The following is a 24,767-nucleotide window of genomic DNA, read 5'->3' as shown; positions in this document are numbered from 1 at the left end:
ATGAGCAGGACACGTCGTACGGACGAGGGCCACGGACGGCTCGGCAGCGTGCTGTCGGGTGTCGCCGTGGCCCTCGGCTGTGTGCTCTTCCTCGGAGGCTTCGCCTGGGGCGCCGTCCAGTACCAGCCGTACACCGTCCCCACGGGCTCCATGACGCCGACGATCGGCTCGGGCGACCGGGTGCTCGCCCAGCGGATAGACGGCGACGACGTGCGCCGCGGTGACGTCGTCGTCTTCAAGCAGAAGACCTGGGGCGACCTGCCGATGGTCAAGCGCGTCGTCGGCATAGGCGGTGACAAGGTGGCCTGCTGCAAGGAGGGCAAGCTGACCGTCAACGGCAAGGAGATCGCAGAACCGTATCTCCCCGAGGGCCAAGGCGCCGCCGCCACCGGCATCCCCACCACCACGGTCCCCAAGGGCCACCTGTTCCTGCTCGGCGACGAGCGCAGCGGGTCCCTGGACTCCAGCGTGCACCTGGAGGACTCCAACCACGGCTCGGTGCCGCGCAGCGCGGTGCGGGCACGGGTCGACGCGGTGGCCTGGCCGATGGACAAGTTCGGTGAACTGAAGCGCCCCGACGGCTTCGCCGACCTGCCGGGCGGCCTCTCCGAGCCCGGCCCGCTGACCCTGGTGGTCAGCGCGATCGTGGCGGGCATGGTGCTGGTCCTGGGCGGTGCGGCGTACGGGCCGGTGGCCAAGCGGCTGGGCCGAGGGCGCGGCAAGGACCGTACGCGGGAGGCCGCCGGTGCCGTCTGAGGACGCGGCGGCCGGACGGACCGCGCTCCCCGAGGAGGCCGGGGCGTCCCTGTCGGGGCGGCCGCTGCGCCGGGTCGCGCGGGTGGTCCTGCTCGATCCGGACGACCGCGTCCTGCTGCTGCACGGCCACGAGCCCGGGGACGTGACGGACGACTGGTGGTTCACGCCGGGCGGCGGTCTGGAGGGCGCCGAGACGCGGGAGCAGGCGGCCCTGCGCGAGCTGCGGGAAGAGACGGGGATCACCGAGGTCGAGCTCGGTCCCGTCCTGTGGCGACGGGTCTGCTCCTTCCCGTTCGCGGGGCGGCGGTGGGACCAGGACGAGTGGTACTACCTGGCGCGTACGGCACAGACGGAGACCGTCGCCGAGGGCCTCACGGAGCTGGAAAGGCGCAGTGTGGCCGGAGCTCGTTGGTGGACGTGCCGAGAACTGACCGAGGCTCATGAGACGGTGTACCCGACCAGGCTCGCCGAGCTGCTTCGCAGACTGCTCGACGAGGGGCCCCCGGATCGGCCCGAGATCCTCGGCACGGAAATCGTGTAGGGGTTCGCGGGACTGACGCACAATAGGGGGACGCACGGCTGAAGGGGAACATGCCATGAGCGCCGAGGACCTCGAGAAGTACGAGACCGAGATGGAGCTGAAGCTCTACCGGGAGTACCGCGATGTCGTCGGTCTGTTCAAATACGTGATCGAGACCGAGCGGCGTTTCTACCTCACCAATGACTACGAGATGCAGGTGCACTCCGTCCAGGGCGAGGTCTTCTTCGAGGTCACCATGGCGGACGCCTGGGTGTGGGACATGTACCGGCCCGCTCGGTTCGTCAAGCAGGTGCGGGTGCTCACGTTCAAGGACGTGAACATCGAGGAGCTCAACAAGAGTGACCTCGAGCTGCCGAGCAGCTAGCCGGCCGACTGGGCACGGGGACTTCACCGGCGAGGCGCGGGGGATTTCACTCGCGAGGGTGGCGGAGTTATCCACAACCGGTGAGTTGTGCACCAAGATCCAACAGGGATCGGCCGGTGCGTGACGGTGGGTGCCGGAGGTGGTGCCGACATGAACGCACGGGGAGCGATCGGCAGGTACGGCGAGGATCTGGCCGCGAGGCGGCTGGTCGAGTCGGGGATGACGGTTCTGGAGCGCAATTGGCGCGCGGGCAGAACCGGTGAGATCGACATCGTGGCCATGGACGGCGAGGCCCTGGTCGTCTGCGAGGTCAAGACGCGCAGGGCGGCGGGGCCGGGCGCCGTGCCGTACGAGCATCCGATGGCGGCCGTGGGCCGGATCAAGGCGGAGCGGCTGCGCAGGCTCGCCGAGCGGTGGATCGAGGAGCGCGGCGGCCCACCGCCGGGCGGCGTCCGCATCGACCTGATCGGCGTCCTGATCCCGCGGCGCGGCGTCCCCGTGGTCGAGCACGCGCGGGGGGTGGCCTGATGGGATTCGCGCGTACGTGTTCCGTCGCCCTGGTCGGCGTCGAGGGCGTGGTCGTCGAGGTGCAGGCCGATCTGGAGCCCGGTGTCGCGGCGTTCACGCTGGTCGGCCTGCCGGACAAGAGCCTGAGCGAGAGCCGCGACCGGGTGAGGGCCGCCGTGGTCAACTCGGGCGGGGAGTGGCCGCAGAAGAAGCTCACGGTCGGGCTGAGCCCCGCGTCGGTGCCGAAGGGCGGCAGCGGGTTCGACCTCGCGGTCGCCTGTGCCGTCCTCGGGGCGGCCGAGCGGATCGACCCCAAGGTCCTCGCCGACATCGTGATGATCGGGGAGCTCGGCCTCGACGGCCGGGTGCGGCCGGTCCGCGGCGTGCTGCCGGCCGTCCTCGCGGCAGCCGATGCGGGGTACGAACAGGTGGTCGTCCCCGAGTGCACGGCGGCGGAGGCGGCGCTGGTCCCCGGCGTCTCCGTCCTCGGCGTGCGCAGCCTGCGCCAGCTCATCGCGGTGCTCACCGACGAGCCGGTGCCGGAGGAGGAGCCGGACGAGACCGGGCGACCCGACCCGATGCTCGCCGGACTCTGCGTCCCCGGCACCGGCGTCGGCACCGGTCTTGGCGAGGCCTTCGACGACGCCCACGCGCTGGACCTCGCCGACGTGGTCGGCCAGGCCTCGGCACGGACGGCCGTCGAGGTCGCCGCGGCAGGAGCGCACCACCTCTTCCTGCAAGGACCACCGGGCGCCGGCAAGACGATGCTCGCGGAGCGGCTGCCCGCGGTCCTGCCCCGGCTGACCAGGGAGGAGTCCCTGGAGGTCACCGCGGTCCACTCGGTGGCCGGCATGCTGCCCCCGGGCAGGCCCCTGGTGGACGTCGCGCCGTACTGCGCGCCGCACCACTCCGCGACGATGCAGTCCCTGGTGGGTGGCGGCAAGGGAATCGCGCGGCCGGGGGCAGTGTCCCTCGCCCACCGAGGGGTGCTCTTCCTCGACGAGGCGCCCGAATTCAGCACCCAGACCCTGGACTCCCTGCGCCAGCCCCTCGAAGCGGGCCACGTGGTGATCGCGCGGAGCGCGGGGGTGGTGCGGCTGCCCGCGAAGTTCCTGATGGTGCTCGCCGCCAACCCCTGTCCGTGCGGCAGGCACACCCTGCTGGGCGACGGCTGCGAATGCCCGCCCTCCGTCATCCGCCGCTACCAGGCCCGCCTCTCGGGCCCGCTGCTCGACCGCGTCGACCTGAAGGTCGAGGTGGAGGCCGTCACCCGCTCCGAGCTCGCCGGGTACGGCACCCGCGGGGAGTCCACCAGGACCGTCGCCGACCGGGTGCGCGGTGCGCGGGAGCGGGCGGCGGCCCGGCTGGCCGGGACGGGCTGGCGGACCAACAGCGAAGTCCCCGGCCATGCGCTCAGGACCCGCTGGCCCGCCGCCCCCGGTGCGCTGGACGCGGCCGAGCTGGACCTGGAGCGGGGCTTCTTGACCGCCCGCGGCCTGGACCGTGTTCTGCGGGTGGCCTGGACCGTCGCGGACCTCTCGGGGCACGACCGGCCCAGCGCGCAGGACGTCGCGCTCGCCCTGCAACTGCGGACGGGCATCTCGCGTGGTGTGCCGATGGTGATCGGGGCGGCGACATGAGGGATGAGCCGTCACCGGGGGAGCGGTTCGCCCGGATCGCCCTGACGCGGGTGCTGGAGCCGGGGGACGCGATCGGCGGGCGCTGGTTGCGCGAGGCCGGGGCCCAAGAGGTGCTGCGCCGGCTCGGCGGTGACGACGAGCGGCTGCCGGGGGTGAGCGCGCGACGGTGGGAGGGGTTACGGGCGAGGACGGCCAAGGTGCGGCCGGAGCAGGACCTGGCTGCGGCGCGGGATGTCGGGGGGAGGTTCGTGTGCCCGGGGGACGCGGAGTGGCCGGTGACCCTGGACGACCTGGGGGACGCGCGGCCGGTCGGGCTCTGGGTGCGGGGGCGGCCGTCGCTGCGGATGTGGGGGCTGCGGTCGGTGGCCGTCGTGGGGGCGCGGGCCTGTACGCAGTACGGCGCGCACATGGCGGCCGGGCTCGCCGCGGGGCTCGCGGAGCGCGGCTGGGTCGTGACCTCGGGCGGGGCGTACGGCGTGGACGGGGCCGCGCACCGCGGGGCGCTCGGGGCCGGCGGTGCCACCGTGGCCGTGCTCGCCTGCGGTGTCGACCGGGCCTATCCGCGCGGGCACACCGAACTGATCGACCGGATCGCGGAACAGGGGCTCGTGGTCAGCGAGTTGCCGCCGGGCGACCATCCGACGCCGAGCAGATTCATCCTGCGGAACAGGGTGATCGCGGCGTTGACCCGGGGGACGGTGGTCGTGGAGGCCGCGTACCGCAGCGGGGCGCTCGCCACGGCGCGCAGCGCCCAGGAGTTGGGGCGCTTCACCATGGGGGTGCCGGGGCCCGCGACCAGCGGGTTGTCGGCCGGGGTGCATGAACTGCTGCGGGGTGACGGTGTGCTGGTGACCGACGCCGCCGAAGTCGTCGAGCTGGTCGGCGACATGGGGGAGCTCGCACCGGTCAGGCGGGGGCCCATCGTGCCGCGTGACCTGCTCGGTTCCGGCGTGCAGCGGGTCCTGGCCGCCCTGCCCGCGCGGGGGCGTGCGGCGGTACGGGACGTGGCGGTCGGCGCCGGGACCACCGAGGACGACGCGGTCGGGCGGCTGTACGAGCTTCAGTCGTTGGGGTTCGTCGAACGACACGGCGACGGCTGGCAGTTGACACGCCAGGTGAATCCGACCGTGTCGGCCGCTGAAAAGGGTTCGTGACCGAGCGTGTTCCGCCGGACGGATGACCCCCGACAACCTTGGGAAATCAGGCAGTTGATACGCCGACGTCGTCACGCTCAGCGATCGCTTGCACACTCCGAGGCGTCAAGCGGAACGTATCTGCGCACGCGCGATCCCATACTCTTCGCACACTGCGACACTTCAGTCACGCTACGCTCACGTGGATTCCGGCACGGACAGGCAATCAGGCGGACGACCTCATTCACCCCACGCACACTCCCCACCGCACCGACCCGAGCGACACCGGCGCCCCCACCGGCTCGCGCGACCTCCCCGAACCCCGCGATCCCACCGGTTCACGCGACCTCCCCCCGTCGCGCGACCGCGCGGGCTCCCCCGACCTCACCAGTTCACGGCAGAACGGCTCAAGGCGACGAATGCCCCAGCACACCTCAGGGTCCGACCGGGCAGCGGTTCCCCCCGCCGCCCGTAGCGGCGAGCAGGAGCGGCCCCCCGCGCCCTCGTCGCTGGACGAGTTGTGGCGTTCGTACAAGGAGACGGGTGACGGGCGGCTGCGGGAGCAGCTGATCCTGCACTACTCGCCGCTGGTGAAGTACGTGGCGGGGCGGGTCAGCGTGGGGCTGCCGCCCAACGTGGAGCAGGCCGACTTCGTGTCGTCCGGGGTGTTCGGGCTGATCGACGCGATCGAGAAGTTCGACATCGAGCGCTCCATCAAGTTCGAGACGTACGCGATCACCCGCATCCGCGGGGCGATGATCGACGAACTGCGGGCGCTCGACTGGATCCCCCGGTCCGTACGGCAGAAGGCGCGCAATGTGGAGCGGGCCTACGCCACCCTGGAGGCGCAGTTGCGGCGCACCCCCTCCGAGGCGGAGGTCGCCGCGGAGATGGGCATCGCGCTGGAGGAACTGCACGCTGTTTTCAGCCAGTTGTCGCTGGCGAACGTGGTGGCCCTGGAGGAGCTGCTGCACGTCGGCGGCGAGGGCGGCGACCGGCTCAGCCTGATGGACACGCTCGAGGACCACGCGGCCGACAACCCCGTGGAGGTCGCCGAGGACCGGGAGCTGCGACGGCTGCTGGCACGGGCGATCAACACCCTGCCGGAGCGCGAGAAGACCGTCGTCACGCTCTACTACTACGAGGGACTCACCCTCGCCGAGATCGGCAACGTCCTCGGGGTGACCGAGAGCCGGGTGAGCCAGATCCACACCAAATCCGTGCTGCAGCTGAGGGCGAAGCTGGCGAGTTTTGGACGCTGAGCACGCTGAATCGTGCCTGCCCCCTGCGGTGGGCGCACGGCGGCGGCTCCCGTGCGCGGCGCCCCGTCCGTAAGGTGGAGCCGTGCCAAGGATTCGAGCGGCCTCAGTGGCCGAGCACCGGTCGATGCAGCGCGGCGCCCTGCTGGACGCCGCGCGTTCCCTGCTGTCCGAAGGCGGTACGGAGGCGCTGACCTTCCCCGCACTCGCCGAGCGCACCGGGCTCGCCCGGTCGTCCGTGTACGAGTACTTCCGGTCGCGGGCAGCCGTGGTGGAAGAGCTGTGCGAGGTCGACTTCCCCGTCTGGGCGGCGGAGGTGTCGGCCGCCATGGAGCGCGCGGAGTCGGCCGAGGGCAAGGTCGAGGCGTATGTGCGGCGGCAGCTGGCCCTGGTGAGGGACCGGCGCCACCGCGCCGTGGTCGCCATCTCCGCGAGCGAGCTCGACGCGGGGGCGCGGGAGAAGATCCGCGCCGCCCACGGCGGTCTCATCGCGATGATCGTCGAGGCCCTTGAGAGCCTGGGCCACGGGCAGCCGAGGATGGCGGCGATGCTGCTGCAGGGCATCGTGGACGCGGCGGTGCGGCGGATTGAGCTGGGCGCCGCCGAGGACCCCACCGCGATCACCGAGGCGGCGGTCGCCATGGCGCTGCGGGGAGTCCGGGGCTGAGGCCTCGTCCGCCGGTGTGCACGTCGGTGTGCACCGGAAGGAGCCGGGACGGGCCGCGGTGCCGCAGCCGCGGGGACAGCAGGCTCAGCGGGTCCAGATAGGTCCCGGCCCTGCGCAGGCCCCAGTGCAGACAACTCCCCGGGCAGTGCCCCGTCGGGAACTCCAGGGTGCCCACCACCTCGCCGGCCGCCACTCGCGCGCCCTTCTTCAGCGACGCCGCCCCGCGCACCGGCTCGTACGTCGTGCGCAGCGGCGGGTCGCCCGTGCCCTCCAGCTCCACCGAGACCACGCCCCGGCCCGCCACCCGCCCCGCGAAGGCGATCCGGCCCGCGGCCACCGCCCGTACCGGACCGCCCGGCGGCGCGGTCAGGTCCACGCCGCGGTGGCCCGCCCCGTACGGCGTCGCGGGCGGGTCCCAGGCGCGGACGACCGGCGGGCGGGTGCCGACCGGCCAGACGGTGGCCGACGGCAGGGGCGCGGGCGGTGCCGCACGTGGGGGCAGGACGGTCGCGAGCAGGGCCGCCAACGTGGGCAGCAACAGTTCCAGGCGCATGGGAGAACCGTCCTCCGCCGGGCTCCGCCGTGGGGATCATGGTCCGGATCTGTGGACGGCCCGCCACCTGTGGACAACGCCGTCACCCGATCGTGGATCAGGCCGTCACCCGGCCGTGTGCCGTGCCTCGACGGCGGCGTCACCTGCCACCCCGTGGGTCCCGTACACTTCTGGTGGCGATCCGGGTCACCGGGTCGACTTCGCACGCCCCGGCACCTGGCCATGAAAAAGCCGGTGTCAGCGCCTCTCGGTCCCTCGTGGGCAAGGCGCACCGCGGGCGTCAGGCGCGAGTGCCGTCCGGCACACGCGGCACAACCGAGATTCTCAAGGAGAACGGCCATGGCCGTCGTCACGATGCGGGAGCTGCTGGAAAGCGGCGTCCACTTCGGTCACCAGACCCGTCGTTGGAACCCGAAGATGAAGCGCTTCATCTTCACGGAGCGCAACGGCATCTACATCATCGACCTGCTCCAGTCGCTGTCGTACATCGACCGCGCCTACGAGTTCGTCAAGGAGACCGTCGCCCACGGCGGCACGGTCATGTTCGTCGGCACGAAGAAGCAGGCGCAGGAGGCCATCGCGGAGCAGGCCACCCGCGTCGGCATGCCTTACGTCAACCAGCGCTGGCTGGGCGGCATGCTCACCAACTTCTCGACCGTCTACAAGCGTCTGCAGCGCCTCAAGGAGCTCGAGCAGATCGACTTCGAGGATGTGGCCGCGTCCGGCCTCACCAAGAAGGAGCTGCTCGTCCTCTCCCGCGAGAAGGCCAAGCTGGAGAAGACCCTCGGCGGTATCCGCGAGATGTCCAAGGTGCCCAGCGCCGTCTGGATCGTGGACACCAAGAAGGAGCACATCGCGGTCGGTGAGGCCCGGAAGCTCAACATCCCGGTCGTCGCCATCCTCGACACCAACTGCGACCCCGACGAGGTCGACTACAAGATCCCGGGCAACGACGACGCGATCCGCTCCGTCACCCTGCTCACCCGCGTGATCGCCGACGCCGTCGCCGAGGGCCTCATCGCCCGTTCCGGCGTCGCCACCGGTGACTCGAAGCCGGGCGAGAAGGCCCAGGGCGAGCCGCTGGCCGAGTGGGAGCGCGACCTGCTCGAGGGCGAGAAGAAGGCGGACTCCGAGGACGCCAAGGCCGAGGAGCCGAAGGCCGCCGAGGCCGAGGCCGAGGTCGAGGTCCAGAAGTCCGCCGAGACGGAGAAGGCCGCCGACGCCGAGCAGGCCGAGGCCCCCGCCGCGGCCGCGGACGCCGAGCAGGCCTGACCTCAGGTTCGGTAAGTGACGGCGGGGGCCCGATCGGCCCCCGCCGTTCACCCGTAGACCTTCGTAGATCTTTCAGACTCCGAGAGAGAAATTTCGATCATGGCGAACTACACCGCCGCCGACGTCAAGAAGCTCCGTGAGCTCACGGGCGCCGGCATGATGGACTGCAAGAAGGCGCTCGACGAGGCCGAGGGCGACGTCGACAAGGCCGTCGAGGCGCTCCGCATCAAGGGCCAGAAGGGCGTCGCCAAGCGCGAGGGCCGTTCCGCCGAGAACGGCGCCGTGGTCTCCCTCATCGCCGACGACAACACCTCCGGTGTCATCGTCGAGCTGAAGTGCGAGACGGACTTCGTCGCCAAGGGCGACAAGTTCCAGGCCGTCGCGAACAACCTCGCCGCCCACATCGCCAAGACCTCCCCGGCCGACCTCGAGGCGCTGCTCGCCTCCGAGATCGAGGCCGGCAAGACCGTCCAGGCGTACGTCGACGAGGCCAACGCCAACCTCGGCGAGAAGATCGTCCTGGACCGCTTCGCGCAGTTCTCGGGCGCGTACGTCGCCGCGTACATGCACCGCACGATGCCCGACCTGCCCCCGCAGATCGGTGTCCTCGTCGAGCTCGACAAGGCCGACGCCGACGTGGCCAAGGGCATCGCCCAGCACATCGCCGCCTTCGCGCCGAAGTACCTCTCCCGCGAGGACGTCCCGGCGGACGTCGTCGAGTCGGAGCGTCGCGTCGCCGAGGAGACCACGCGCGCCGAGGGCAAGCCCGAGGCCGCCCTCCCGAAGATCGTCGAGGGTCGCGTCAACGGCTTCTTCAAGGAGGCCACCCTCCTCGGCCAGCCGTACGCGCTGGACAACAAGAAGTCGGTCGAGAAGGTTCTCGCCGAGGCCGGTGTCACCCTGAAGCGCTTCTCGCGCATCAAGGTCGGCATCTGAGTCCGTACCGCGATCGACGGTAGACCCCGCTAGGGTCGACAGCGGTCGCCCGCGCACGGTCCTCGTGTGCGACGTACGACCGCAGGATCTGACGAGGAGGCCACTGCCGAGCATGGGATGCGAACGACACCCCCGCCGGCAGTGGCCTTCTTCGCATGTGTGCCAAGTAAGAGAAGCGAGAACCACATGACCACCAAGGCCGACTCGAAGAGTGACGACGACAAAGTTGCCGGACGCTTTCTGCTGAAGCTCTCCGGCGAGGCGTTCGCCGGTGGAGGCGGCCTCGGGGTCGACCCCGACGTGGTGCACGCCATCGCCCGTGAGATCGCGGCGGTCGTACGGGACGGCGCGCAGGTCGCCGCCGTCATCGGCGGCGGCAACTTCTTCCGCGGCGCCGAGCTCCAGCAGCGCGGCATGGACCGGGCCCGCTCGGACTACATGGGCATGCTCGGCACCGTCATGAACTGCCTCGCCCTGCAGGACTTCCTGGAGAAGGAAGGCATCGACTGCCGCGTCCAGACCGCCATCACGATGGGCCAGGTCGCGGAGCCGTACATCCCGCTGCGTGCCGTGCGCCACCTGGAGAAGGGCCGTGTGGTCATCTTCGGTGCGGGCATGGGCATGCCGTACTTCTCCACCGACACCACCGCCGCGCAGCGCGCCCTGGAGATCGGCGCCGAGGCGCTGCTCATGGGCAAGAACGGCGTGGACGGGGTCTACGACTCCGACCCCAGGACCAACCCGGACGCGGTGAAGTACGACGCGCTCGGCTACGGCGAGGTCATCACCCAGGACCTGAAGGTCGCCGACATGACCGCGATCACGCTGTGCCGGGACAACAAGCTGCCCATCCTGGTCTTCGAGCTGCTCTCCGAGGGCAATATCGCCCGGGCCGTCAAGGGTGAGAAGATCGGCACACTCGTGGGCGACCAGGGAAGCCGGGCCTGACCCCAGGGACCTGGGCCTGCCTCAAGCGACGGGCGCGAGACGTCACTTGAGAGGGATGGACAAAGCCCTGCCGGTCGGACACCGTGCAGGAAAGAGACGCGACGCAGCCGGCCGCCCCGTGCTAGCCGGGCCTACTCAAGACACGCAGGAGCAAGTGGTGATCGAAGAGACCCTCCTCGAGGCCGAGGAGAAGATGGAGAAGGCCGTCGTGGTCGCCAAGGAGGACTTCGCCGCGATCCGCACCGGCCGTGCGCACCCGGCGATGTTCAACAAGATCGTGGCGGACTACTACGGCGCGCTGACGCCGATCAACCAGCTGGCCTCGTTCTCGGTGCCCGAGCCGCGGATGGCCGTGGTGACCCCGTTCGACAAGAGCGCGCTGCGCAACATCGAGCAGGCGATCCGCGACTCCGACCTCGGCGTCAACCCGAGCAACGACGGCAACATCATCCGGGTGACGTTCCCCGAGCTGACCCAGGACCGCCGCAAGGAGTTCATCAAGGTCGCCAAGACCAAGGCCGAGGACTCCAAGATCTCGATCCGTTCGATCCGTCGCAAGGCCAAGGAGGCCCTCGACAAGGCGATCAAGGACGGCGACATCGGCGAGGACGAGGGCCGCCGCGGCGAGAAGGAGCTCGACGACACCACCGCGAAGTACGTCACGCAGGTGGACGAGCTGCTCAAGCACAAGGAAGCCGAGCTGCTCGAAGTCTGAGGCTCGAGTCCGAGGAATCAGGGAACCGATTCGTGAACGACTCTTCCTGGGGGGCGCCGCCCAGAGCCGGGTATTGGGGGCCGCCCGACCAGGGACCCGGTCAGGGGGCGACCCCGCCAGGTCCCGCGTACGATGCGCAGGACGCGCTGTTTCCGTCCGAGACGCAGCCCATGCCCATCGTGCCCGACGTACCCGTGACCGGCTCACACCAGGACGACGGCCGGGGGGCCACTCGGACGGGCGGCCCCCTGTACCGTGACGAGCCCTCGCAGGAGCCCATGCCCAGCGCACCACAGCCGCAGCCGGCCCCGGCCGCCCCGCAGAAGAAGAGCGCGGGCCGCGACCTCGGGGCGGCCATAGGAGTCGGTGTGGGACTCGGCGCGGTGATCGTCGCGTCGCTGTTCATCGTGAAGGCCGTCTTCATCGGCGTCATAGCGGTGGCCGTCGTCGTCGGCCTCTGGGAGCTCACCTCGCGGCTCGAGGAGCGCAAGGGCATCAAGGCGCCGCTCGTGCCGCTCGCGGTGGGTGGCGCGGCGATGGTCGTCGCCGGTTACGTGCGCGGGGCCGAGGGTGCGTGGGTCGCGATGGCCCTCACCGCGCTCGCGGTCCTCGTCTGGCGGATGACCGAGCCGCCCGAGGGCTATCTGAAGGACGTCACGGCGGGGGTCTTCGCGGCCTTCTACGTCCCGTTCCTCGCGACGTTCGTGGCGCTGATGCTCACCGCCGACGACGGCCCGTACCGGGTGCTCACCTTCCTGCTCCTGACCGTGGTCAGCGACACGGGGGCGTACGCGATCGGCTGGCGCTTCGGCAAGCACAAGCTGGCGCCGCGCATCAGCCCCGGCAAGACCCGCGAGGGCCTGGTCGGCGCGGTCACCTTCGCGATGGCGGCGGGCGCGCTCTGTCTGCAGTTCCTCATCGACGACGGCGCCTGGTGGCAGGGCCTGGTGATCGGCTTCGCGGTCGCGGCGAGCGCGACGCTCGGTGACCTCGGCGAGTCGATGATCAAGCGGGACCTCGGCATCAAGGACATGGGCACGCTGCTGCCGGGCCACGGCGGCATCATGGACCGCCTGGACTCGCTCCTTCCGACGGCGCCCGTGGTGTGGCTGCTGCTCGTTCTCTTTGTCGGGTCAGGCTGAGGTGCACATCGTCTGACCTGCGTGTTCGTGGGTGAGGGGTCCGTTGTCCACAGGGCGGCGGGCCCCTCCTCGTATGTCTGCGACACTGGAAGGACCATGCCTGTACCCGGAGAACTCACCTTCGTCGCGCCCCGCGGAGCCAAGAAGCCGCCGCGGCACCTCGCCGACCTCACGCCCGCCGAGCGGAAGGAAGCCGTCGCCGCCACCGGCGAGAAGCCGTTCCGCGCCAAGCAGCTCTCGCAGCACTACTTCTCGCGGTATGCGCACGACCCGGCCGAGTGGACCGACATCCCGGCCGGGGCGCGCGAGAAGCTGCGGGAGGCGCTGCTGCCCGATCTGATGTCCGTGGTGCGGCACATCAGCTGTGACGACGACACGACCCGCAAGACGCTCTGGCGGCTCTTCGACGGGACGCTCGTCGAGTCCGTCCTGATGCGCTACCCGGACCGGGTCACCATGTGCATCAGCTCCCAGGCGGGCTGCGGCATGAACTGCCCGTTCTGCGCCACCGGACAGGCCGGCCTGGACCGGAACCTGTCGACCGGCGAGATCGTGCACCAGATCGTGGACGGCATGCGGGCGCTGCGGGACGGCGAGATCCCGGGCGGGCCCGCGCGGCTCTCCAACATCGTCTTCATGGGCATGGGCGAGCCGCTGGCCAACTACAACCGGGTGACCGGCGCGATCCGCCGGCTCACCGACCCGGAGCCGGACGGCCTCGGCCTCTCGCAGCGCGGGATCACGGTGTCGACGGTGGGGCTCGTGCCCGCCATCCACCGGCTCTCCGACGAGGGCTTCAAGTGCCGCCTCGCGATCTCGCTGCACGCGCCGGACGACGAGCTGCGCGACACCCTCGTCCCGGTGAACACGCGCTGGCAGGTGCGCGAGGTGCTCGACGCGGGCTGGGAGTACGCCGCGAAGTCGGGCCGTCGCCTCTCCATCGAGTACGCGCTGATCAGGGACATCAACGACCAGGCATGGCGTGGTGACCGGCTCGGGCGGATGCTCAAGGGCAAGCCGGTGCACGTCAACCTGATCCCGCTGAACCCGACGCCGGGCTCGAAGTGGACCGCCTCGCGGCCCGAGGACGAGAAGGCGTTCGTGGAGGCCATCGCCGCCCATGGCGTGCCGGTCACCATCCGGGACACCCGGGGCCAGGAGATCGACGGAGCGTGCGGCCAGCTCGCCGCGGCCGAGAGGTAGTCTGACGGGCGTGCGGGCGTACGCCTCGTACACACATCTGCATATTCCGACAGGGGAGCGCCACAGCGCTGAGAGTGCGGCACCTTGGACAGGTGGGCCGCAGACCCTCTGAACCTCGCCCAGGTCATTCTGGGTAGGAAGTTCGGGCATCACTCAAGCTGTAGCGTCCTGCCCGCGTGCCCCCGGCCCGCGGGCAGGGCCGCGTCTCTTCCTGGTCACCCAGGAGGAAATCCAGTGAGCACCACCAAGAAGGTCACGTCCACCGCGGTGGCGGTGGGCATCGGGCTCGTCGCCCTCTCCGCGTGCGGCAGCTCCGACGGCGGGTCGGGGAAGACCGACTCCAAGACCGTCACCCTCGTCAGCCACGACTCCTTCAACGTCTCCAAGGACGTGCTGAAGGACTTCGAGAAGCGGTCCGGGTACAAGGTCAGGGTCCTGAAGGACGGCGACGCGGGCGCCGCCGTGAACAAGGCGATCCTCTCCAAGGACAACCCGCAGGGCGACGTCTTCTTCGGCGTCGACAACACCCTGCTGTCGCGGGCGCTCGACAACGGGCTCTTCCAGCCGTACGAGGCCAAGGGCGCGGAGAAGATCAAGCCGGAGTTCCGCGTCGACGGGGACAAGCACCGGGTCACGCCCGTCGACAGCGGCGACATCTGCGTGAACTACGACAAGAAGTACTTCGCCGACAAGAAGCTGGCGCCGCCGAAGTCCTTCGAGGACCTGACGAAGCCCGCGTACAAGAACCTGCTCGTCACCGAGAACACCTCGACGTCGTCGCCCGGCCTCGGCTTCCTGCTCGGCACCGCCGCGAAGTACGGCGACCAGGGCTGGGAAGGCTACTGGAAGAAGCTCAAGGCCAACGGCGTCAAGGTCGTCGACGGCTGGGAGCAGGCCTACAACGAGGAGTTCTCCGGGTCGGCCGGCGGCAAGAAGGCCAAGGGCGACCGGCCGCTCGTCGTCTCCTATGCCTCCTCGCCGCCCGTCGAGGTGCTCTACGGGAAGCCGCAGCCCAAGGAGGCGCCGACCGGCGTCGCCACCGGCACCTGCTTCCGTCAGGTGGAGTACGCGGGCCTGCTCAGCCACGCGGGCAACACCAAGGGCGGCAAGGCGCTCCTGGACTTCCTCGCGGGCCGGAAGTTCCAGGAGGACATGCCGCTGAACATGTTCGTGAACCCGGTGCGCGAGGGCGCGAAGCTGCCCGCGCTCTTCACCGAGCACGGCGTCACGGTCGACAAGCCGCAGACCATGGATCCGAAGAAGATCGCCGACAATCGCGAGCCGTGGATCAAGTCGTGGACCTCGCTCGTACTGAAGTAGCGGCCAAGGCGAAGCCCCGCGAGGGCGCCGGCCCGGGGAGTGCGGCGCGGCTCGGCCTGATGGCCCTGCCCGTCGCGTTCTTCGCGCTCTTCTTCGCCTACCCGGTCACGGCGATCGTCGCGCGCGGGCTGCACATCGACGGCGGCTGGCGGTTCGGCCGGATCGTGGACGTCCTCGGGCAGTCCGACATCCGGCACGTGCTGTGGTTCACCACCTGGCAGGCGCTCGCCTCGACCGCGCTCACGCTGCTGATCGCGCTCCCCGGCGCGTACGTCTTCGCGCGCTTCGACTTCCCCGGCAAGCAGGTGCTGCGGGCGGTCGTCACCGTGCCGTTCGTGCTGCCCACGGTCGTCGTCGGGACCGCGTTCCTCGCGCTGATCGGGCGCGGCGGGCTCTTCGACGAGCTGTGGGGGGTGCGTCTGGACACCACGGTCTGGGCGATCCTCCTCGCGCACGTCTTCTTCAACTACGCGGTCGTCGTGCGCACCGTCGGCGGGCTCTGGTCCCAGCTCGACCCGCGCCAGGAGGAGGCCGCGCGGATGCTCGGCGCCTCGCGCTGGACGGCGTGGCGGACGGTGACGCTCCCCGCCCTTGGCCCCGCGGTGGCCGCCGCCGCGCTCATGGTCTTCCTCTTCACCTTCACCTCATTCGGCGTCGTGCAGATCCTCGGCGGACCCGCGTACTCGACGCTCGAAGTGGAGATCTACCGGCAGACCGCCCAGCTCCTCGACCTGCCGACGGCGGCCGTCCTGACCATCGTGCAGTTCGTGGCGGTGGGCCTGATCCTCGCCATCCACGCGTGGACGGTGCGGCGGCGCGAGAGCGCGCTGAAGCTCGTCGACGCCTCGGCGGTGGCGCGCCGTCCGCGCGGCGCCGGACAGTGGACGCTGCTCGGCGCCGTCCTGGCGACGGTCGCCCTGCTGATCCTGCTGCCGCTCGGGGTGCTGATCCAGCGCTCCCTCGACGGCCCCGACGGCTACGGATTCACCTACTACCGGGAGCTGACCTCGGCGGACGGCGGCGCCTTCCTCGTGCCGCCGATCGAGGCGATCGGGAACTCGCTGCAGTACGCGGTCGTGGCCACCGCCATCGCCGTCGTCATCGGAGGTCTCGCCGCCGCCGCGCTCACCCGGCGCGCCGGGCGGCTCGTGCGCGGGTTCGACGCGCTGCTCATGCTGCCGCTCGGGGTCTCCGCGGTGACCGTCGGCTTCGGCTTCCTGATCACCCTGGACAAGCCGCCGCTCGACCTGCGGGCCAGCTGGATCCTGGTGCCGCTCGCGCAGGCGCTGGTCGGCGTGCCCTTCGTCGTACGGACCATGCTGCCCGTGCTGCGTGCGGTGGACGGGCGGCTGCGGGAGGCGGCGGCCGTGCTCGGGGCGTCGCCGCTGCGGGCGTGGCGGGAGGTCGACCTGCCGATGGTGCGGCGGGCGCTGCTGATCGCCGCCGGGTTCGCCTTCGCGGTCTCCCTCGGCGAGTTCGGGGCGACCGTCTTCATCGCGCGTCCCGACAACCCGACGCTGCCGGTCGCCGTGGCGCGGCTGCTCGGCCGGGCCGGCGACCTCAACTACGGCCAGGCGATGGCCCTTTCGACGATCCTCATGGTGGTGTGCGCGGTGTCCCTGCTGCTCCTCGAACGCGTCAGGACCGAGCGCACCACGGGGGAGTTCTGATGGCGGACGCCTTGCTGAGCCTGCGGGAGGCGACGGTACGTTTCGGGGCGCGGGCCGCGCTCGACGCCGTGGACCTCGACGTCGCCGAGCACGAGATCGTCTGCGTGCTCGGGCCGAGCGGCAGCGGGAAGTCGACGCTGCTGCGGGCGGTCGCCGGGTTGCAGGGGCTCGACGCGGGGCAGGTGCTGCTCGCCGGGCGCGACCAGCGCGGGGTGCCCGCGCACAAGCGGGGCGTCGGCCTGATGTTCCAGGACCACCAGCTCTTCCCGCAGCGCGACGTGGCGGGGAACGTCGCGTTCGGGCTGCGCATGCACGGCGTGTCACGGGGCGAACAGGCCGACCGGGTCGCCGAGTTGTTGGAGCTCGTCGGCCTGCCGAACGCGCAGCGCCGCGCGGTGGCCTCGCTCTCGGGCGGCGAGCAGCAGCGGGTGGCGCTCGCGCGGGCGCTGGCCCCGCGGCCGAGGCTGCTGATGCTGGACGAGCCGCTGGGGCAGCTCGACCGCTCGCTGCGGGAGCGTCTCGTCGTCGAACTGCGCGAGCTCTTCGACGAGTTGGGGACGACGGTGCTCGCCGTGACGCACGACCAGGGCGAGGCCTTCGCGCTCGCCGACCGTGTCGTCGTCATGCGCGAGGGCCGCATCGCCCAGTCCGGCACGCCGCTTGAGGTGTGGCGGCACCCGGTGGACGAGTTCGTGGCGCGCTTCCTCGGTTTCGACAACGTCGTCGAGGCGACGGTGACCGGCGCGGCCGCCGCCACGGCGTGGGGCACGGTCCCGGTTCCGGCCGGGACGTCCGCCGGGCGGCACACGATCCTGGTGCGGCCCGCCGGGGTGCGGCTCGTCGCCCCGGACGAGGGGCTGCGGTGCGAGGTGGTGGCGCGTACGTTCCGCGGCACGCATGTCGCCGTGCGGCTTCAGCCGAAGGAGGGCCCGCGCCTGGAGGCGGCGTGCGCGCTGCGCGAGGCGCCGGAGGTGGGGGAGATCGTGGGGGTCGGGTTCGACGCGGACGATGTGGTGGTGCTCGGCTGAGCCCCCGGCCGTAATGCGGGTGCCGTCCCCCGGAGGTCGATCTACTGTTCGCCCATGACGTCACTGAGCCACGGGCGGTACTGCGACGAAGTCGCCCGGCAGATCGACCTTTTGAGAGCGGCCTTGACGGGGGCGGACCTCTCGGCCACCGTACCGACCTGCCCCGACTGGACGCTCGCCGAGCTCGTCCGGCACACCGGCGGCGCGGTGCGCTGGAGCGAGCGGCTGGTCGCGACCCGCGCCGAGCGGGACATCCCGGAAGAGGACATCCCGGAGTGCGAAGGGCCCGAGGGCGACGACCCGGCCGCCCTCGACGCCTGGCTGGCCCGTACCGCCGAACTCGGCGCCGAGACCTTCCGCGCCGCGGGCCCCGACGCCCCCGTCTGGTCCTGGAGTGGCGACCACCGCGCCGGGTTCTGGGCCCGGCGCATGACGCACGAGCTGCTGATCCACCGCGCGGACGCGGCCCTCACCACCGGCGCCGCGTACGAGGTCGAGCCGGACGTCGCGGCCGACGCGATCGACGAATGGCTGGACCTCGTCGCCCTCGCCCAGCGCACCGACCCCGACGACAGCGCGGTCGAACTCAGGGGCGCGGGCCGCAGCATCCACCTGCACGCCACCGATGTCCCCGACGGGCTCGGCGACTTCGACGGACGCGGCGGCCTCGACGGACTCGACGGACTCGGCGCCGAGTGGCTCATCGAGTTCGGCGAGGACGCCTTCACCTGGCGGCGCGGGCACGCGAAGGCGGATGTGACCCTGCGCGGACCGCTCACGGAGGTGCTGCTCGCCTTCTACCGCCGGCGGCCGCTGGAGAGCGGGCGCGTGGAGGTGCTGGGGGAGCGGGAGTTGCTCGACTTCTGGCTGGAGCGGGCGTCGTTTCAGTGACCTCGTCGGCTCACCCCGACCTCGTCGGCTCACCCGACCACGTCAGCTCGCCGGATCCGACCCGCTGAGCTCGCGCAGCGCCTCCGGTGCGTCCTCCACCCGGTCCACCAGGGCGATCCGCGACGCCATCGGGCGGTCCTTGGCCAGCGACTGCAACAGGGGCCACACCGGCAGGTGTTCGGTCCAGTGGGCGCGGTCGACCAGGACCATGGGGGTGGGCTCGCCGCGCGAACCGTAGTAGTTGGGGGTCGCGTTGTCGAAGACCTCCTGGACCGTGCCCGCCGCGCCGGGCAGGAAGACGACGCCCGCGTTCGAGCGGGCCAGGAGCCCGTCCTCGCGGGTGGCGTTGGCGAAGTACTTGCCCAGGTGCGAGGCGAACGCGTTCGGCGGCTCGTGGCCGTAGAACCAGGTGGGGATGCCCACCGAGGAGCCGCCGGCCGGCCAGCGCTCGCGCACCGCGAACGCCGCGCGCGCCCAGTCGGTGATCGAGGGCGTGAACGAGGGCGCTTTGGCGAGGAGTTCGAGGGACTCGTCCAGCATCGCCTCGTCGAAGGCGGCCGCGTAGGCGCCGAGGTTCGCCGCCTCCATCGCGCCGGGACCGCCGCCCGTCGCGACGGTGAACCCGGTGCGGGCCAGCGCGCGGCCGAGCCGCGCCGCCCCCGCGTAGGCGTCCGTGCCGCGGGCCATCGCGTGGCCGCCCATGACGCCCACCACCCGCGCGCCGACGAGGTGTTCGTCGAGGGCGTCGGAGATGGAGTCGTCGTGGATGGCGCGCAGCATCGACGAGAAGACGTCACCGTCGGCCTTGGTCCGCTGGAACCAGGCGTACGCGTGGGCGTCCGGCGTCGCCTCGTAACCGCCCTCGGCGAGGCCGGTGAACAGGTCCTCGGGGGAGTACAGCAGCCCGCGGTAGGGGTTGAACGGCAGGCCGGGGACCGGCGGGAAGACCAGCGCGCCGCCGGCCCGTACCTTCGCCGCCGCGTCCTCGCGCATCGGGCAACCGAGGAAGACGGCGCCCGCGACGTCCGCCGCGAGGAGCGCCGAGGTGCGCTCCGTCAGGTCGACGGCCTGGACGCGGCAGCCCGCGAGGGCGCCACGGCCACAGACGTCGTCGAACTCGGCGAGGGTCTCGATCTCGCGGTCGTCGCCGGGGAGTTGCGGGGGTTGCGGGGCGGATGCGTGTTCGGGAGTCGGCTGCATCCGCCCATGCTAAGCAGGGGCACCCACCGGGGCCTCGCTCAGCCCTGGACCTGCGAGGGGTCCATCCACATGATCTCCCAGGTGTGGCCGTCCAGGTCGTCGAAGGCGCGGCCGTACATGGTGCCGTAGTCCTGGACCTTGCCGGCGGTGGCGCCCGCGGCGACGGCCGCGTCGACGAGTTCGTCGACCTTCTCCCGGCTCTCGGCGCTCAGACAGATCAGCGTCTCGCTCGTCTTCGTGGCATCCGCGATCTCCTTCTGCGTGAAGTTCGCGTAGTGCTCCTTGCTCAGCATCATCGCGATGATGGTGTCGCTGATCACCACGCAGGCGCACTCGTCGGTCGTGAACTGCGGGTTGATCGTGTACCCCAGCTCCGTGAAGAACTTCTTCGACGCGGCGACGTCGTTCACGGCCAGGTTCACGAAGATCATCTGCTGGTGCATGAGTGTCTCTCCCGGTGAGTGCGTGTGCCTCACGCGTGTGCCTTACGCGTGTGCCTTACGGAGGGGTAGACACCCGTTCGACGCGGAACTCATCGCCGGTCACGCACTTATTTTCCGACGGCGTCCCACGGGCCGTCAGCGGGCCAGCGGGACCGCCGCCAGCTCCGCGACGATCCAGGTCAACGGGACGAACACGGCGGCGAGCGCGCCCGCGCGGAGCGCCGCCGAACCACGCAGCAGCGTCGCGGGCGCCCCGAGCCGCAGCAGCGCGTCCGTCGTCCGCGTACGGGCCTGCCGCGCCTCGACCGCTGACGTGGCGAGGGTCAGTGCGGCGCACCCCGCGACGAGCAGCCCGCCGAGCGCGGTGAGCGGCCCGACCTCGGGGCTCGGCCCCGCGTACAGCGCGATCGAGGCGTACGCGCCGGACGCCACCGCGCACAGCACGCCGAGCGGCCGCCCGATGCGCCGCGCCTCCTCCTGCAGGACGCGCCCGGCGAGCAGCCGCAGCGCGCCGGGGCGTGCCGTCTGCAGGATCCGTCCACTGAGATACGTGAGACCGGGGCCGGCCAGGACGAGGCCGAGGGCGGTCAGCGCCCAGCCGGCGAGGACACCCGCCGGGCTGCCGTCGGCGCCGCCCGGCATGGGGAACCCGGTGCGCGGCCGGACGTCGGAGCGGCTCGCGTACGTCTCGACGGCGAGGCCCGCCGCGAGCAGCGCGACCCCCCAGGGCAGCCCGCCCGGCGGCCGGGCCGGAGCGTCCGGTTCCCCGACGGGCTCGGTGCCCGCCTCCGCACCGGTGGCCTTGACGGGCCGGGGCCGCAGCACCACGGCGCCGGCGACCGACGCGGCGATCGGGACGAGGGAGAGCAGGGTGAGCGCGCCGGCGAGCGGCAGCGGGCGTCCGCCTGCAAGCAGGTCGGTCGCGGCCCCGTCGAAGGGCAGACCGCTGATGTCGCCGCGCAGGTGCAGGAAGAAGAGCAGCGCCACCATCGAGCCGAGGACGCAGGACACGGCGGTGGAGATCGCGGCGAGCACCATCAGACGGCCGGGGCCGAGGCCGACCGCGGAGAGCCCGCTGCGCGGCCGGGTCGCGGGGTCGGTACGGGCCACGGCGACGGCGAAGTACACGGTGGCGGCGATCGGCGCGACGCACCAGGCGAGCCGCAGGACGGCCCCCGCTCCGGGGTGCTCCATCGCGTACGCCAGGGTGCACAGCAGCAGGAAGCCGGTGCCGGCGGACGCGGCGGCCACGAGGAGGCGCCGCAGCTGGACGAGCGGGTGGGCGCCGCGGGCTAGACGGAGAGCGAGCACGCGGCCCGACCTTCCGTCGTGGGGGCGGTGGCGGTGGCGGTGGCGGTGGCGACCGTGTTCCCTGGACTGGCTGTACTCGTACTGGACGTACTGGACGTACTGGACGTACTGGACGTACTCGTACTGGACGTACCCGTGCTCCCCGTACTCGTACTGGCCGTACCCGTACTCCCGGTACCCGTACTGGCCGTCACCGCCGTACGCACGGCATCCGCACCCGCACCGGCGCCCACATCGGCTTCGGCCCCGCTCCCCACAGCGACCACGTCACCGTCACCAGCCGTACCACCCGTACCACCCGTACCAGCCGGTGCCGTCGCCGCCCCCGGCAGGTGGACCGTGTTGACCCGGCGGCCGTCGAGCAGGGCGACCGTGCGGTCGGCGAGGGTGGCGACCTCCGCGTCGTGCGTGGCGAGGACGACGGTGATGCCGTGCGAGCGGGCCGCCGTCGTCAGGGTGCGCAGCGCGTGGGCGCGGTCCGCGCGGTGCAGGGTCGCGGTGGGCTCGTCGGCGAAGAGCACGTCCGGCGTGGTGACCAGGGCGCGGGCGATGGCGACGCGCTGCCGCTCGGCCTGGAGCAGGGCGTGCGGACGCTTGCGGGCGCACCCGCCGATGTCGAGGCGTTCGAGCCATTCCAGGGCGGCGGGCTTGGAGACCCGGTGCGATGCGCCCCGCAGCATCAGCGGCAGGGCGACGTTCTCCCAGGCGGTGAGCTCGGGGACGAGCTGCGGTTCGGGGTCGATCCAGCCGAAGCGGTCGCGGCGCAGCCGTTCGCGCACGAGCGCACCCATCGTGTGGACGGGGGTGCTGTTGAACCAGACCTCGCCCTGCTGGGGCAGCCGCTGGCCCGACAGGCACTGCAGGAGCGTCGTCTTGCCGGAGCCGCGCGGGCCGTTGACGGCGAGGATCTCGCCCTCGCGGACACCGAGCGAAACGCCGGTGAGGGCGGGGGAGCCGTTGTGTGTGACGTGCAGTGCGCGTGCCCACAGCACGTCGTTGTCCGGCGGGGCCACCATGGCGTACACCTCGGTTCAGATCAGCTCGACTCCCCCGTACGGGGGAACGAAGGCGGGGCCGATCGGTCACTGGGCACGCTATGGATTCGGGCGGACATGCCCGGAAACGACGCGGCCCGGGGGCGCCCGTTCTCACTCGAACGGACGCCCCCGGGGCCGGTGTTGATCACTCGATCACACGACAACACAGGTCGGTGACGACCGGTGCCTGTCGGCTCAGAGCTTGGTCCACGCCTCGGTGAGGACCTGCCGCAGGATGCCCTCGATCTCGTCGAAGGTCTCCTGGGTGGAGATCAGCGGCGGGGCGAGCTGGACGACCGGGTCGCCGCGGTCGTCGGCACGGCAGTACAGGCCGTTCTCGTACAGCGCCTTGGAGAGGAAGCCGTACAGGACGCGCTCGGTCTCCTCGTCGTTGAACGTCTCCTTGGTGGCCTTGTCCTTCACGAGCTCGATGCCGTAGAAGAAGCCGTTGCCGCGGACGTCGCCGACGATCGGCAGGTCGTGCAGCTTGCGCAGGGTCTGGTAGAACGCGTCCTCGTTGTCGAGCACGTGCTGGTTGAGACCCTCCTTCTCGAAGACGTCGAGGTTGGCGAGGCCCACCGCGGCCGAGACCGGGTGGCCGCCGAAGGTGTAGCCGTGCAGGAAGGTGTTGCCACCCTTGTAGAACGGCTCGGCCAGCTTGTCCGAGATGATGCAGGCGCCGATCGGGGAGTAGCCCGAGGTCATGCCCTTGGCGCAGGTGATCATGTCCGGGACGTAGCCGAACTTGTCGCACGCGAACATCGTGCCGAGGCGGCCGAAGGCGCAGATGACCTCGTCCGAGACGAGCAGCACGTCGTACTGGTCGCAGATCTCGCGCACGCGCTGGAAGTAGCCGGGCGGGGGCGGGAAGCAGCCGCCCGCGTTCTGCACCGGCTCCAGGAAGACTGCGGCGACCGTCTCGGGGCCCTCGAAGAGGATCTCCTGCTCGATCTGGTCGGCGGCCCAGCGCCCGAAGGCCTCGGGGTCGTCGCCGTGGATCGGGGCGCGGTAGATGTTGGTGTTCGGCACCTTGTGCGCGCCGGGGACCAGCGGCTCGAAGGGGGCCTTGAGGGCCGGCAGGCCGGTGATGGACAGGGCGCCCTGCGGGGTGCCGTGGTAGGCGACCGCGCGGGAGATGACCTTGTACTTCGTGTGGTTGCCGGTGAGCTTGTGGTACTGCTTCGCGAGCTTCCACGCGGTCTCGACGGCCTCGCCGCCACCGGTGGTGAAGAAGACCTTGTTCAGGTCGCCCGGCGCGTAGTCCGCGAGGCGCTCGGCGAGCTCGACGGCCTTCGGGTGGGCGTAGCTCCACACCGGGAAGAAGGCGAGCTCCTGAGCCTGCTTGTACGCGGTCTCGGCGAGCTCGTGACGACCGTGGCCGGCGTTGACCACGAAGAGGCCGGAGAGGCCGTCGAGGTACTTCTTGCCCTTGTCGTCGTAGATGTAGGTGCCCTCGCCACGCACGATGGTGGGCACGGGTGCGTTCTCGTAGTCCGACATGCGGGTGAAGTGCATCCACAGGTGGTCGTACGCGGTTCGGCTGAGGTCCTTGCTCACGGCTATCGGGTTCCCCACATATAGGTCTGCTTCTTGAGCTTGAGGTAGACGAAGCTCTCGGTGGAGCGCACGCCGGGGAGGGCGCGGATGCGCTTGTTGATGACTTCGAGCAGGTGGTCGTCGTCTTCGCAGACGATCTCCACGAGGAGGTCGTGCGAGCCCGCGGTCATCACCACGTACTCGGCCTCCGGCATGGCGGCCACGGCGTCCGCGACCGGGTCCACATCGCCCTCGACGTCGATGCCGACCATCGCCTGCCTGCGGAAGCCCACGGTGAGCGGGTCCGTGACGGCGACGATCTGCATGACGCCCTGGTCGAGCAGCTTCTGGACGCGCTGGCGCACGGCCGCCTCGGAGAGGCCCACGGCCTTGCCGATGGCGGCGTACGGGCGGCGTCCGTCCTCCTGGAGCTGCTCGATGATCGCCAGGGAGACGGCGTCCACGGGGGGAGTGCCGTTCCCGTTGCCGCTTCCGCCCGGGTTTCCGGTGCGGGAGCCGCGGGGGCTGCTGGGGTCTGCGCTGCGACTGGCCACGACCTCACTGTGCACGACGTCTCGTCACTTCCGCAAGGCCAGATCGATGAAATTCGTTGTCTGTGGCTTCAATCATCACGGATTCCGCAGTTCTGGGCCGCTGGGTATGTTGAAAGCGTCGGTATAGCGACTAGGGTGGGT

Annotated in this window: 24 protein-coding genes, 1 pseudogene and 1 riboswitch; of the genes and pseudogenes, 18 read left to right on the top strand and 7 right to left on the bottom strand. The window is 71.2% G+C overall.

Annotation, left to right across the window (positions count from 1 at the left end; genetic code table 11):
• The 8 genes from lepB to ACFYO9_RS00475 all read left to right on the top strand — a co-directional run bounded on the left by lepB (nt 1) and on the right by ACFYO9_RS00475 (nt 6,867).
• Nucleotides 1-756, top strand: coding sequence for a signal peptidase I (gene lepB, locus ACFYO9_RS00510; RefSeq protein WP_358773923.1), 756 nt, complete (start codon nt 1-3; stop codon nt 754-756).
• Nucleotides 746-1,297 (top strand): NUDIX hydrolase, encoded by a 552-nt coding sequence (locus tag ACFYO9_RS00505; RefSeq protein WP_388665877.1) that lies wholly within the window; start codon nt 746-748, stop codon nt 1,295-1,297. The genes lepB and ACFYO9_RS00505 overlap by 11 nt, the downstream gene beginning before the upstream one ends.
• Nucleotides 1,298-1,352: 55 nt before the next feature.
• A complete protein-coding gene (locus ACFYO9_RS00500) occupies nt 1,353-1,661 on the top strand; it encodes a DUF2469 domain-containing protein (RefSeq protein WP_355811750.1) in 309 nt (102 codons plus the stop codon).
• A 120-nt stretch (nt 1,662-1,781) separates the two neighbouring features.
• Nucleotides 1,782-2,189, top strand: a complete 408-nt coding sequence (locus ACFYO9_RS00495; protein WP_355811753.1) for a YraN family protein — start codon at nt 1,782-1,784, stop codon at nt 2,187-2,189.
• On the top strand, nt 2,189-3,808 hold the full coding sequence (locus ACFYO9_RS00490; RefSeq protein ID WP_358709493.1) for a YifB family Mg chelatase-like AAA ATPase: 1,620 nt from the start codon (nt 2,189-2,191) through the stop codon (nt 3,806-3,808). The genes ACFYO9_RS00495 and ACFYO9_RS00490 overlap by 1 nt, the downstream gene beginning before the upstream one ends.
• On the top strand, nt 3,805-4,962 hold the full coding sequence (dprA, locus tag ACFYO9_RS00485) for a DNA-processing protein DprA (RefSeq protein ID WP_355811759.1): 1,158 nt from the start codon (nt 3,805-3,807) through the stop codon (nt 4,960-4,962). The genes ACFYO9_RS00490 and dprA overlap by 4 nt, the downstream gene beginning before the upstream one ends.
• 398 nt (nt 4,963-5,360) lie before the next feature.
• The gene (gene whiG, locus ACFYO9_RS00480; protein WP_355811761.1) at nt 5,361-6,203 is read left to right on the top strand and encodes an RNA polymerase sigma factor WhiG; all 843 of its coding nucleotides are present in this window, start codon (nt 5,361-5,363) and stop codon (nt 6,201-6,203) included.
• A 106-nt stretch (nt 6,204-6,309) separates the two neighbouring features.
• The gene (locus ACFYO9_RS00475) at nt 6,310-6,867 is read left to right on the top strand and encodes a helix-turn-helix domain-containing protein (protein ID WP_358774130.1); all 558 of its coding nucleotides are present in this window, start codon (nt 6,310-6,312) and stop codon (nt 6,865-6,867) included.
• Here the strand turns inward: ACFYO9_RS00475 and ACFYO9_RS00470 are convergent.
• Complete coding sequence (locus tag ACFYO9_RS00470) at nt 6,821-7,420, bottom strand: M23 family metallopeptidase (RefSeq protein WP_358773922.1); 600 nt, start codon at nt 7,418-7,420, stop codon at nt 6,821-6,823. The two genes, ACFYO9_RS00475 and ACFYO9_RS00470, sit on opposite strands and share 47 nt — an antisense overlap.
• Nucleotides 7,421-7,759: 339 nt before the next feature.
• Between ACFYO9_RS00470 and rpsB the strand changes: the two genes are divergently transcribed.
• From rpsB to ACFYO9_RS00420, 10 genes are all read left to right on the top strand, one after another.
• Complete coding sequence (gene rpsB / locus ACFYO9_RS00465) at nt 7,760-8,692, top strand: 30S ribosomal protein S2 (protein ID WP_355811766.1); 933 nt, start codon at nt 7,760-7,762, stop codon at nt 8,690-8,692.
• Nucleotides 8,693-8,791: 99 nt separating this feature from the next.
• The gene (gene tsf / locus ACFYO9_RS00460; RefSeq protein WP_358773920.1) at nt 8,792-9,628 is read left to right on the top strand and encodes a translation elongation factor Ts; all 837 of its coding nucleotides are present in this window, start codon (nt 8,792-8,794) and stop codon (nt 9,626-9,628) included.
• Nucleotides 9,629-9,814: 186 nt separating this feature from the next.
• A complete protein-coding gene (pyrH, locus tag ACFYO9_RS00455) occupies nt 9,815-10,576 on the top strand; it encodes a UMP kinase (RefSeq protein ID WP_355811772.1) in 762 nt (253 codons plus the stop codon).
• A gap of 157 nt (nt 10,577-10,733) precedes the next feature.
• Nucleotides 10,734-11,291 (top strand): ribosome recycling factor, encoded by a 558-nt coding sequence (frr, locus tag ACFYO9_RS00450; RefSeq protein ID WP_355811774.1) that lies wholly within the window; start codon nt 10,734-10,736, stop codon nt 11,289-11,291.
• A gap of 32 nt (nt 11,292-11,323) precedes the next feature.
• On the top strand, nt 11,324-12,433 hold the full coding sequence (locus ACFYO9_RS00445) for a phosphatidate cytidylyltransferase (protein ID WP_355811777.1): 1,110 nt from the start codon (nt 11,324-11,326) through the stop codon (nt 12,431-12,433).
• Nucleotides 12,434-12,529: 96 nt separating this feature from the next.
• Entirely contained in the window at nt 12,530-13,636 is a 1,107-nt protein-coding gene (gene rlmN, locus ACFYO9_RS00440; protein ID WP_355811780.1) for a 23S rRNA (adenine(2503)-C(2))-methyltransferase RlmN, read from the top strand.
• 41 nt (nt 13,637-13,677) lie between these two features.
• A riboswitch (TPP riboswitch) is annotated at nt 13,678-13,794 on the top strand.
• Between the two features lie 76 nt (nt 13,795-13,870).
• Nucleotides 13,871-14,956, top strand: a complete 1,086-nt coding sequence (locus ACFYO9_RS00435) for a thiamine ABC transporter substrate-binding protein (protein ID WP_358773918.1) — start codon at nt 13,871-13,873, stop codon at nt 14,954-14,956.
• The gene (locus ACFYO9_RS00430; protein ID WP_388665976.1) at nt 14,932-16,626 is read left to right on the top strand and encodes an ABC transporter permease; all 1,695 of its coding nucleotides are present in this window, start codon (nt 14,932-14,934) and stop codon (nt 16,624-16,626) included. The genes ACFYO9_RS00435 and ACFYO9_RS00430 overlap by 25 nt, the downstream gene beginning before the upstream one ends.
• Entirely contained in the window at nt 16,626-17,654 is a 1,029-nt protein-coding gene (locus tag ACFYO9_RS00425; protein WP_358773916.1) for an ABC transporter ATP-binding protein, read from the top strand. The genes ACFYO9_RS00430 and ACFYO9_RS00425 overlap by 1 nt, the downstream gene beginning before the upstream one ends.
• A 54-nt stretch (nt 17,655-17,708) precedes the next feature.
• Nucleotides 17,709-18,545 carry a maleylpyruvate isomerase family mycothiol-dependent enzyme gene (locus ACFYO9_RS00420; RefSeq protein WP_358773914.1) on the top strand — a complete coding sequence of 279 codons (837 nt, stop codon included), beginning with the start codon at nt 17,709-17,711 and terminating at the stop codon, nt 18,543-18,545.
• A 42-nt stretch (nt 18,546-18,587) separates the two neighbouring features.
• Here the strand turns inward: ACFYO9_RS00420 and ACFYO9_RS00415 are convergent, their stop codons facing one another.
• The 6 genes and pseudogenes from ACFYO9_RS00415 to ACFYO9_RS00390 form a co-directional block, all read right to left on the bottom strand.
• Nucleotides 18,588-19,745 carry an LOG family protein gene (locus ACFYO9_RS00415; RefSeq protein WP_355811793.1) on the bottom strand — a complete coding sequence of 386 codons (1,158 nt, stop codon included), beginning with the start codon at nt 19,743-19,745 and terminating at the stop codon, nt 18,588-18,590.
• A gap of 38 nt (nt 19,746-19,783) precedes the next feature.
• Complete coding sequence (locus tag ACFYO9_RS00410) at nt 19,784-20,188, bottom strand: VOC family protein (protein ID WP_355811796.1); 405 nt, start codon at nt 20,186-20,188, stop codon at nt 19,784-19,786.
• A gap of 135 nt (nt 20,189-20,323) precedes the next feature.
• Nucleotides 20,324-21,499, bottom strand: a complete 1,176-nt coding sequence (locus ACFYO9_RS00405) for a hypothetical protein (RefSeq protein ID WP_358709502.1) — start codon at nt 21,497-21,499, stop codon at nt 20,324-20,326.
• A gap of 302 nt (nt 21,500-21,801) precedes the next feature.
• Nucleotides 21,802-22,515: pseudogene (locus ACFYO9_RS00400) on the bottom strand (ABC transporter ATP-binding protein); the annotation flags it as partial.
• Between the two features lie 216 nt (nt 22,516-22,731).
• Nucleotides 22,732-24,111, bottom strand: a complete 1,380-nt coding sequence (locus tag ACFYO9_RS00395; protein ID WP_355811802.1) for an aspartate aminotransferase family protein — start codon at nt 24,109-24,111, stop codon at nt 22,732-22,734.
• Entirely contained in the window at nt 24,096-24,641 is a 546-nt protein-coding gene (locus tag ACFYO9_RS00390) for an Lrp/AsnC family transcriptional regulator (RefSeq protein ID WP_355811804.1), read from the bottom strand. Before ACFYO9_RS00390 ends, ACFYO9_RS00395 begins: the two co-directional genes overlap by 16 nt.
• Nucleotides 24,642-24,767: the final 126 nt, after the last annotated feature.

It is taken from the genome of Streptomyces sp. NPDC005863, assembly GCF_042871345.1.
GTDB lineage: Bacteria > Actinomycetota > Actinomycetes > Streptomycetales > Streptomycetaceae > Streptomyces.
The sequence above is the reverse complement of the archived record's forward strand: the minus strand, read 5'-3'. Positions and strand labels throughout refer to the sequence as shown.